The organism is Bacillus cereus group sp. MG16, assembly GCF_040459875.1.
Classification (GTDB): Bacteria; Bacillota; Bacilli; order Bacillales; family Bacillaceae_G; genus Bacillus_A; species Bacillus_A paranthracis.
Window position 1 is genome coordinate 5,316,532 of sequence record NZ_JARVHE010000001.1, and the last position, 8,469, is coordinate 5,325,000.

Sequence of the window (8,469 nt, forward strand, 5' to 3'; positions counted from 1 at the left end):
AATTACTCAAATTCTATTATATATAAGAAGTAAGAAATCTATAAATCTTTTTAAAAAATATAGAATTAAAGAATTGACGGAAATGTAAATGATTGGTATCATATGTCCATAGGGTATTTTGTCGAAAAATGACGAATCTAAAAATAGACTCGAAACTTATAAACTATTTCTTTAGGAGGAAAAGAATTATGAAATCTACTGGTATCGTTCGTAAAGTTGATGAATTAGGTCGTGTAGTAATTCCGATCGAATTACGCCGTACTTTAGGTATTGCAGAAAAGGATGCTCTTGAAATCTATGTTGATGACGAGAAAATCATCTTAAAAAAATATAAGCCAAACATGACTTGCCAAGTAACTGGTGAAGTATCTGATGGTAACCTATCTTTAGCTGAAGGTAAAATTATCTTAAGCAAAGAAGGCGCTGAGCAAATCTTAAACGAGCTTCAAGATTATATCGAAACAGCAAAATAAGCTTCTCAATTATGAGAAGCTTATTTTTTATCGACATGATAGATTTGATATACATCGCGTTTCGACAAATCTCGATCTTTAGCGACTGTTTTTATCGCCTCTTTTGAATTCATACCTTTTTCGTTTATATAATGTTCAATATGATTATATACTGAAATAGATTCCCACCATTTTTCTTCTGGAGCAGGTTCCTCCGTTGAACCAGCTACTAAAATACAAAACTCACCACGAACTTCATTTTGTTTCGTCCACTCAATTGCTTCTTCAACTGTTCCTCGAATAAATTCCTCGAATTTTTTCGTTAACTCTCGGCATAATACGATTTCTCTATTTCCCAATACTTCTTGCATCGAGATTAAAGTATCATCCAGGCGGTGAGGCGCTTCATAAAACATCATTGTAGTTTGTATGTAACGAAGCTTCTCTAACTCCATTTTTCTTTCTTTTTTATTTCTTTGTAAAAACCCATAGAAATAAAACTGTTTTGTTTCAAGTCCTGATGCAATTAATGCTGTAAGGGCTGCATTTGCCCCAGGAAGCGGGATTACATGATATTGCTCAGCTACTGCCTCGACAACAATATCATAGCCTGGATCGGAAATACACGGCATACCAGCGTCACTAACAAGCGCTACAGTCTTTCCTTCATCTAACTTCTCTAATATTTTCTTTCCACTTACTTCTTTATTATGCTCGTGGTAACTCATAACAGGCGTTTCAATTTCAAAATAATTACAAAGTTTTTTCGTTTGTCTCGTATCTTCAGCAGCAATTAAATCCGCTTCTTTTAAAATTCGGATTGCACGAAATGTCATATCTTCTAAATTTCCAATAGGAGTTGGTACTAAATATAAAACTCCCTTTTCACTTTGTTGAAAGCTTTTTTGTTGCCACATAGCGTTCTCCTTTTTGCATATATTCTTCTTTTTGTTTTCTATTTAATTGCTTAAAATAATACTCTGCTTGCATAGCTGTACGCTTATCTTCATGAAATTCTACGTATTTTAAAGCAACAGGAAGTCTAGCACGCGTATACTTAGCCCCTTTTCCGCTATTATGGGTCTCAATCCGCTTCTCTATATGATTTGTATATCCAGCATAGTAACTTCCATCAGAGCACTCCACTACATAAAAACAATGCTTATTCTTCTCCATATAAAATAGAACGAATCTCCTTTGTATATTCATTATTTTCTTCATATACAAAAAGAGGTGGCAATATTTTCAAATCTGCGTTTCCGTCCTTAATTCCTTCAATTAACAATGTATTCGCTTCTTTCCCTACCTTAGGATAAACAAATCGTACACGCTTCGGTTCAATTTTGTATTTACGCATTAATGTAACAATATCTAATAAACGACCTGGACGATGTACAAATGCTACTTTCCCGCCTTGCTTTACTAGCTGACTACTTGCGGATACAACATCCTCTAGTGTACACATAATTTCATGACGAGCTATCGCTAAATGTTCATTCATATTTTTTTCAGAAGTTGCAGGTGTTTGGAAATAAGGCGGATTACATGTGACAACATCATATTGATGACGCCCAAGTTTCTCCGGCATATCTTTCAAATCCCCGTGTATTAAGTGAATTCTTTCTTCCAACTTATTGTATTGGACACTTCTTATTCCCATATCATATAAGCGTTCTTGAATTTCTACACCAGTAATATTCCCTTTCGTCCTTGTACTTAATAGAAGGGGCACAACTGCATTACCTGTACACAAATCAAGTAAATTACCTTTTTGAATTGGCACCCAAGCAAAGTCTGCAAGTAAAACAGCATCTAACGAGAAATTAAATACTGATGGGCTTTGTATAATTTTCAAATCTTGTGCTAATAAGTAATCTAAACGTTCATCTTCATATAAATTCATATGTTGCTCCTTTTCTTACACTTAACCTACCCTATTTCATCTTCTACTAATAAAAAACATATTCGATTCTACTCTCATGTATAAAAAATTACCTTTCCAATTATTATTGGAAAGGTAATTTCACTTTTTATTTAAAAATGACAGGCAGAATAAACAATCTCCCTCTTTACGTACACTTCCATAATGCAGATTACAAATATGAAAACCTTCTTGATATAGTCTTGCTAAATTATCGTAGCCTTCACCAATATCTGTCTTCGGCTTCACTTCTTTACGTTTTTGAGTTTTTTGTTTTTCTTTAATCTGTACTTCTTCAAAGCGGTGTCGCAAATTTTCATTTTCCATTTTTATATGTTGGTTTTCTTCCAGTAACTCTGCAAGATGTTGTTTTAATTCTCCCAACTGTTTGTATAAATGTCCAATTTGCTCTTCCATACTAGAAACCGATGCAAAAATATCTTTTTTCTCCACAAGCACCCACCTCATTAATCTGTGGTTTGACTCGAAACGACCCCTTTATTCACTAACTCATCTAACGTATATTCTACTATCCGTTCCTTGTCTACTAGTTCCACTTGAATTAATCTTTCTAAAATATTTAATCCGATAACACGGCCAGTACCATGCGGGGTTTGTATACGTTGATCTAAATCAGGAAGTTGTTCCTTTGCTGCCTCATATTCATCGTTCTCATATTTTAAGCAACACATTAAGCGACCACATAAACCAGAGATTTTTGCAGGATTTAATGATAAATTTTGATCCTTTGCCATCTTAATGGATACAGGTTCAAAATCCCCTAAAAAAGTAGAACAACAAAGCATACGACCACATGGACCAATACCACCAAGCATTTTCGCTTCATCACGAACACCGATTTGTCTTAGTTCAATTCTTGTCCTAAAAATTGCTGCTAAGTCCTTCACTAGTTCGCGAAAATCAATCCGACCATCCGCAGTAAAGTAGAAAATAATTTTATTGCGATCGAACGTATACTCTACATCTACAAGTTTCATATCAAGATTATGTTCTACTACCTTTTGCTGACAAACTTGATATGCTTCTTTTGCAGCATATTTGTTCTCTTCAACAATGGTACGATCGTTTTCATTTGCAATGCGAATAACCTTTTTTAGTGGTAATACAACGTCGTTTTCATCAACTTGCTTTTTGGTAATAACTACTTTTCCGTATTCAATACCTCTTACCGTTTCTACAATTACAAACTCATTTTCAGAGATATCGAACTGATTCGGATCAAAGTAATACACCTTTCCGGCCTTCTTAAAGCGAACACCTACTACATCATACAAAACGGTCATCCCTCCTGCAACCGCAACACTAACTGTTCGAACACAAGCTGCGCATTTACATTAGCGTTGATTCTATTTTTTGCCTCTAATATATTAAAGAGAGCTGATACAATGCGCTTCTGAGCGTAGGAGAAAGATTCAAACATCTCTTTCTGCTCATGAAAAACAAGACGATCTTCTTCTCCAAGTTGAACATATAATAAATCCTTATAAATAAGGAGTAACATATCTAAACCTTGCTGTAATTGTTCTTTCTCTCCAAAGTGTTTTCCCCATTTTTCTTGTACAAAAAAAATAGAGGCTTTATCTTTTTCGAGCGCTTCACATAATTTTATCACTAAAGCTCGTGCTTGTGCAAACCATTCATCACTACATAAAGCTAAAGCTTCATCAAAACTATTTGTGAGTTGTGCAGCAAGTGTCGATAAAGATGTCGTAACACCTTCATCCTGTAATCTTCTAATTAAAGATTCCGTAGGTAACGGTCTAAATGTAACAACTTGACAACGAGATAAAATCGTATTTAAAATTTGATGACTTTGTTCAGTAAGTAAAATAGCTGTTGTATCACTACTTGGTTCTTCTAAAAATTTCAACAGTGTATTCGCCGCATTTGCTGTCATACGGTCTGCGTGCTCAATAACATATACTTTTTTATTTGCTTCTAATCCTGTTTTTGAAAACTCTTCTTGTAAATCATGAATTTGCTGCTTCTTAATAGACAATCCGTCTGGTTTTACAATATGTAAGTTTGGGTGGTTACCTGAATCAATTCGCTTACAATTTGTACATACATGACAAGGCTCTACCCCATTCCGCTGAGAACAGAGGAAACTCTTTGCCATTTGAATTGCTGTCGCAAACTTTCCTGTCCCTTTCCCTCCCTCTAATAAGTAAGCGTGGGATATACGCTCTTTTGCGATGCTATTCATCAACATTTTTACACCGATGGGTTGTATAGCAGAAAGCTGCTCCCACGTCTTCGTCATAATGCATACCTCACTTATTTCATTCTTTCCTTCTATTATAACAATTTATCTTCTATAACTTGAATAACTTCTTCTATAAGTTTTTCCATTGGTTGATCAGCATTTACTAATACAATACGATCCGAGAAACGTTCTACAACTTGTAAATACCCTTCACGCACACGTTTATGGAAAGTGATATCTTCCATATCTAACCGATTCACTTCACGTCCTGCATCTTTTGCAATTCGAGCTAAACCAACCTCGGGTTCAATGTCTAGGTAAATTGTTAAACTAGGCATGCAGTCTTCTGTTGCGAAACGATTGATTTCAAATACTTTATCCATACCTAACCCTCTTGCATAGCCTTGATACGCTAAAGAGCTATCTATAAAACGATCACATAATACAAGGTAATCCTCATCAAGTGCCGGCATAACTTTTTCCACTAAATGTTGTCTACGTGCAGCGGCATATAGAAGTGCCTCTGTACGTGCTTCCATCATCGTATATTCTTGCTTATGTAAAATCGTTCTAATCTCCTCAGAAATTGCAATACCACCTGGTTCTCTCGTCGCCATTACCTTTTGTTCCTTTTGTTCAAAGTATGGCAATAAACCTTGAATTAACGTTGTTTTACCCGAACCTTCTGGCCCCTCAATTGTTACAAATAATCCCTTCATCCTAAAACCTACTTTCTATATCATACACTTTCATATATTTCGTGCTACCTTGAAAACGAGCGCCTGCTCTCTCTAAATGCATAATTTGCTCTTTATGTTCTGAAGTAATTCTTTCTCCATACATAATCAATGGAATACCAGGTGGATATGGAATTACCATTTCCGCCGCTATCATCCCAACTGCTTCTTCTACAGATACTACTTTTGTTTCATATCCTTCCAGTTGTTTATATGTATACGGTAAAGGAGAAATTTCTCCTTTATAAGTATAACGAATAGATTCCGTCTTGTCTTTCACCTCATAAGGTTGCAATGCCGCCCGGATCATCTCTATAGCCTTCATATACTTCTTATTTACTTGCAAAGGCAAAATAAATAAGACATTATATGGATCTGCCATTTCGGTATATATACCAACCTTTTCTAATACAGACTGTAATTCGTATCCTGATAACTGACAACGCGTCTGTATGGTAACTTTTAGCTCGTCTTGTAATGGATATTGTAAAATAGCTAATTGTGGGATAGAAGACAATTCTTCTTTAAATTCCTGTAAAAACTCGACAATTTCATCATGTCCCTTTTCTTTTATACGCGCTATCGTAAAGCGTGCAATATCAAGGGAAGCCATAATTGGATACGATGGACTACTAGATTGTAGCATACTTAAATAAGTAGAAACTTTTTCTTCTTTCACTAAGCGGCTATTTATATGTAAATAGGATCCCATCGTCATCGCAGGTAATGTTTTATGTGCGGAATGAACTACAATATCTGCACCATATGCTAAAGCTGACTTTGGAAATGCCCCACCTAAACAAAAATGAGCTCCATGCGCTTCATCTACTAACACAGGAATTTTATGTGCATGTGCATAAGCAATGCTTGCCTCTAAATCCATCCCCATACCATAATAATTAGGATGTGTTAAAATAAGTGCTTTCGCATTTGGGTATTTTTCAATTGCTTCCTTAATAATCTCATCATGAATTCCCACGGGTACGTTATAAGCTTCATCAATCCATGGATCTAAAAAAATTGGATTTGCTCCTGCTAATTTTAAACCATTAATAATTGATTTATGACAATTTCTTTGTACAAGAACAATATCATGTTCCCTACAGCAAGACAAAATCATTGCTAAGTTCCCGACTGTTGAACCATTAATTAAAAAATAACTTTTGTTCACTCCATATACATCAGCTAATAATTGTTGTGCCTCATCTATACATTCAAACGGACTATGTAAATCATCTAACCCTGATAACTCAGTTACATCGATAGATAGTATATCTTTAAACTCCTCTACTGCCCCTTGAGGGAAGTTTAAACCATTTTTATGACCTGGAACATGAAAGGATAACGGCCTTCTTTCTTTAAACTCTATTAATGCTTCATATAAAGGTATGCGATTTTGATTCATCTATATCTCTTCCTTATTATTTCATTCTTTCTCTATTATACAGAACAAAAAAAATAATAGGCATATGCCTATTTAGAAATATGATACTTCTAATTTCCGAAGCTGTTTTAAATAATATATATACTTTGGATCATTTGTTTCTGTATTCACCATGTCCTTTTCACATTCATAACATATTAAATTATTATAAACATATATCCCTTCTTTTCTTTCTGTCTCACAAACAATACAAACTTCGTTTTGTGATTTCATATCTTTCCCTCCCTATTTAATTTAAATGGACATATTTTATACTTCTATTCCTTAACAATTTACAGAAAAATATACATCGATTTCTTATATAATATGATTCATCCTTGGGCAACGTGTTTGTATTACCATTACTTCTTTTTGCATACTGTTTGAAAACACAAAAAAACACAAGTCAAAAGACTTGTGTTTTTAGTTGCTTGGCGACGTCCTACTCTCACAGGGACAAGGTCCCAACTACCATCGGCGCTAGAGAGCTTAACTTCCGTGTTCGGTATGGGAACGGGTGTGACCTCTCTGCCATCATCACCAAACTATGAAGGCATATTCCTTCAAAACTAGATAACATTTGCTACATATTATATGGTTAAGTCCTCGATCTATTAGTATTCGTCAGCTCCACATGTCACCATGCTTCCACCTCGAACCTATCAACCTGATCATCTTTCAGGGATCTTACTAGCTTACGCTATGGGAAATCTCATCTTGAGGGGGGCTTCATGCTTAGATGCTTTCAGCACTTATCCCTTCCGCACATAGCTACCCAGCTATGCCCTTGGCAGAACAACTGGTACACCAGCGGTGCGTCCATCCCGGTCCTCTCGTACTAAGGACAGCTCCTCTCAAATTTCCTACGCCCACGACGGATAGGGACCGAACTGTCTCACGACGTTCTGAACCCAGCTCGCGTACCGCTTTAATGGGCGAACAGCCCAACCCTTGGGACCGACTACAGCCCCAGGATGCGATGAGCCGACATCGAGGTGCCAAACCTCCCCGTCGATGTGGACTCTTGGGGGAGATAAGCCTGTTATCCCCGGGGTAGCTTTTATCCGTTGAGCGATGGCCCTTCCATGCGGAACCACCGGATCACTAAGCCCGACTTTCGTCCCTGCTCGACTTGTAGGTCTCGCAGTCAAGCTCCCTTATGCCTTTGCACTCTACGAATGATTTCCAACCATTCTGAGGGAACCTTTGGGCGCCTCCGTTACACTTTAGGAGGCGACCGCCCCAGTCAAACTGCCCACCTGACACTGTCTCCCGGGTCGATAAGACCCGTAGGTTAGAATTTCAATACAGTCAGGGCGGTATCCCACCAGCGCCTCCACCGAAGCTAGCGCTCCGGTTTCAAAGGCTCCCGCCTATCCTGTACAAACTGTACCAAAATTCAATATCAGGCTACAGTAAAGCTCCACGGGGTCTTTCCGTCCTGTCGCGGGTAACCTGCATCTTCACAGGTACTATAATTTCACCGAGTCTCTGGTTGAGACAGTGCCCAAATCGTTACACCTTTCGTGCGGGTCGGAACTTACCCGACAAGGAATTTCGCTACCTTAGGACCGTTATAGTTACGGCCGCCGTTTACTGGGGCTTCAGTTCAGAGCTTCGCTTACGCTAACCCCTCTCCTTAACCTTCCAGCACCGGGCAGGTGTCACCCCCTATACTTCGCCTTACGGCTTCGCAGAGAGCTGTGTTT

At 37.4% G+C, this 8,469-nt stretch carries 10 protein-coding genes and 2 rRNA genes (1 of these 12 only partly in view); 1 reads left to right on the forward strand and 11 read right to left on the reverse strand.

All coding sequences use genetic code 11. The features are described 5' to 3' along the window. The first annotated feature begins 188 nt into the window (after positions 1 to 188). Entirely contained in the window at positions 189 to 473 is a 285-nt protein-coding gene (locus tag QCI73_RS27585; protein WP_000843036.1) for a transition state genes transcriptional regulator AbrB, read from the forward strand. 20 nt (positions 474 to 493) lie between these two features. Here the strand turns inward: QCI73_RS27585 and rsmI are convergent, their stop codons facing one another. The 11 genes from rsmI to QCI73_RS27640 all read right to left on the reverse strand — a co-directional run. Continuing rightward, the gene (gene rsmI / locus QCI73_RS27590; RefSeq protein WP_046199537.1) at positions 494 to 1,369 is read right to left on the reverse strand and encodes a 16S rRNA (cytidine(1402)-2'-O)-methyltransferase; all 876 of its coding nucleotides are present in this window, start codon (positions 1,367 to 1,369) and stop codon (positions 494 to 496) included. Then, positions 1,338 to 1,628 (reverse strand): GIY-YIG nuclease family protein, encoded by a 291-nt coding sequence (locus tag QCI73_RS27595; protein ID WP_000414340.1) that lies wholly within the window; start codon positions 1,626 to 1,628, stop codon positions 1,338 to 1,340. The genes rsmI and QCI73_RS27595 overlap by 32 nt, the downstream gene beginning before the upstream one ends. Next, the gene (locus QCI73_RS27600) at positions 1,615 to 2,355 is read right to left on the reverse strand and encodes a tRNA1(Val) (adenine(37)-N6)-methyltransferase (protein WP_195756744.1); all 741 of its coding nucleotides are present in this window, start codon (positions 2,353 to 2,355) and stop codon (positions 1,615 to 1,617) included. The genes QCI73_RS27595 and QCI73_RS27600 overlap by 14 nt, the downstream gene beginning before the upstream one ends. A 120-nt stretch (positions 2,356 to 2,475) precedes the next feature. Then, positions 2,476 to 2,826 carry a DNA replication initiation control protein YabA gene (gene yabA, locus QCI73_RS27605; RefSeq protein WP_000412056.1) on the reverse strand — a complete coding sequence of 117 codons (351 nt, stop codon included), beginning with the start codon at positions 2,824 to 2,826 and terminating at the stop codon, positions 2,476 to 2,478. Between the two features lie 14 nt (positions 2,827 to 2,840). Then, positions 2,841 to 3,668: a PSP1 domain-containing protein gene (locus tag QCI73_RS27610; protein ID WP_048538418.1), complete on the reverse strand. Its 828-nt coding sequence runs from the start codon at positions 3,666 to 3,668 to the stop codon at positions 2,841 to 2,843. A 5-nt stretch (positions 3,669 to 3,673) separates the two neighbouring features. Then, positions 3,674 to 4,657, reverse strand: a complete 984-nt coding sequence (gene holB / locus QCI73_RS27615) for a DNA polymerase III subunit delta' (RefSeq protein WP_000169574.1) — start codon at positions 4,655 to 4,657, stop codon at positions 3,674 to 3,676. Positions 4,658 to 4,692: 35 nt separating this feature from the next. Further along, positions 4,693 to 5,319: a dTMP kinase gene (tmk, locus tag QCI73_RS27620; protein WP_000677231.1), complete on the reverse strand. Its 627-nt coding sequence runs from the start codon at positions 5,317 to 5,319 to the stop codon at positions 4,693 to 4,695. 1 nt (position 5,320) lies between these two features. Further along, positions 5,321 to 6,742, reverse strand: a complete 1,422-nt coding sequence (locus QCI73_RS27625; protein ID WP_074542408.1) for an aminotransferase class I/II-fold pyridoxal phosphate-dependent enzyme — start codon at positions 6,740 to 6,742, stop codon at positions 5,321 to 5,323. A 72-nt stretch (positions 6,743 to 6,814) separates the two neighbouring features. Beyond that, positions 6,815 to 6,994: a sigma factor G inhibitor Gin gene (locus QCI73_RS27630; protein ID WP_000842028.1), complete on the reverse strand. Its 180-nt coding sequence runs from the start codon at positions 6,992 to 6,994 to the stop codon at positions 6,815 to 6,817. A gap of 195 nt (positions 6,995 to 7,189) precedes the next feature. Beyond that, positions 7,190 to 7,305: ribosomal RNA gene (rrf, locus tag QCI73_RS27635) — 5S ribosomal RNA — on the reverse strand. 49 nt (positions 7,306 to 7,354) lie between these two features. Then, positions 7,355 to 8,469: ribosomal RNA gene (locus QCI73_RS27640) — 23S ribosomal RNA — on the reverse strand (it continues 1,807 nt past the right edge of the window).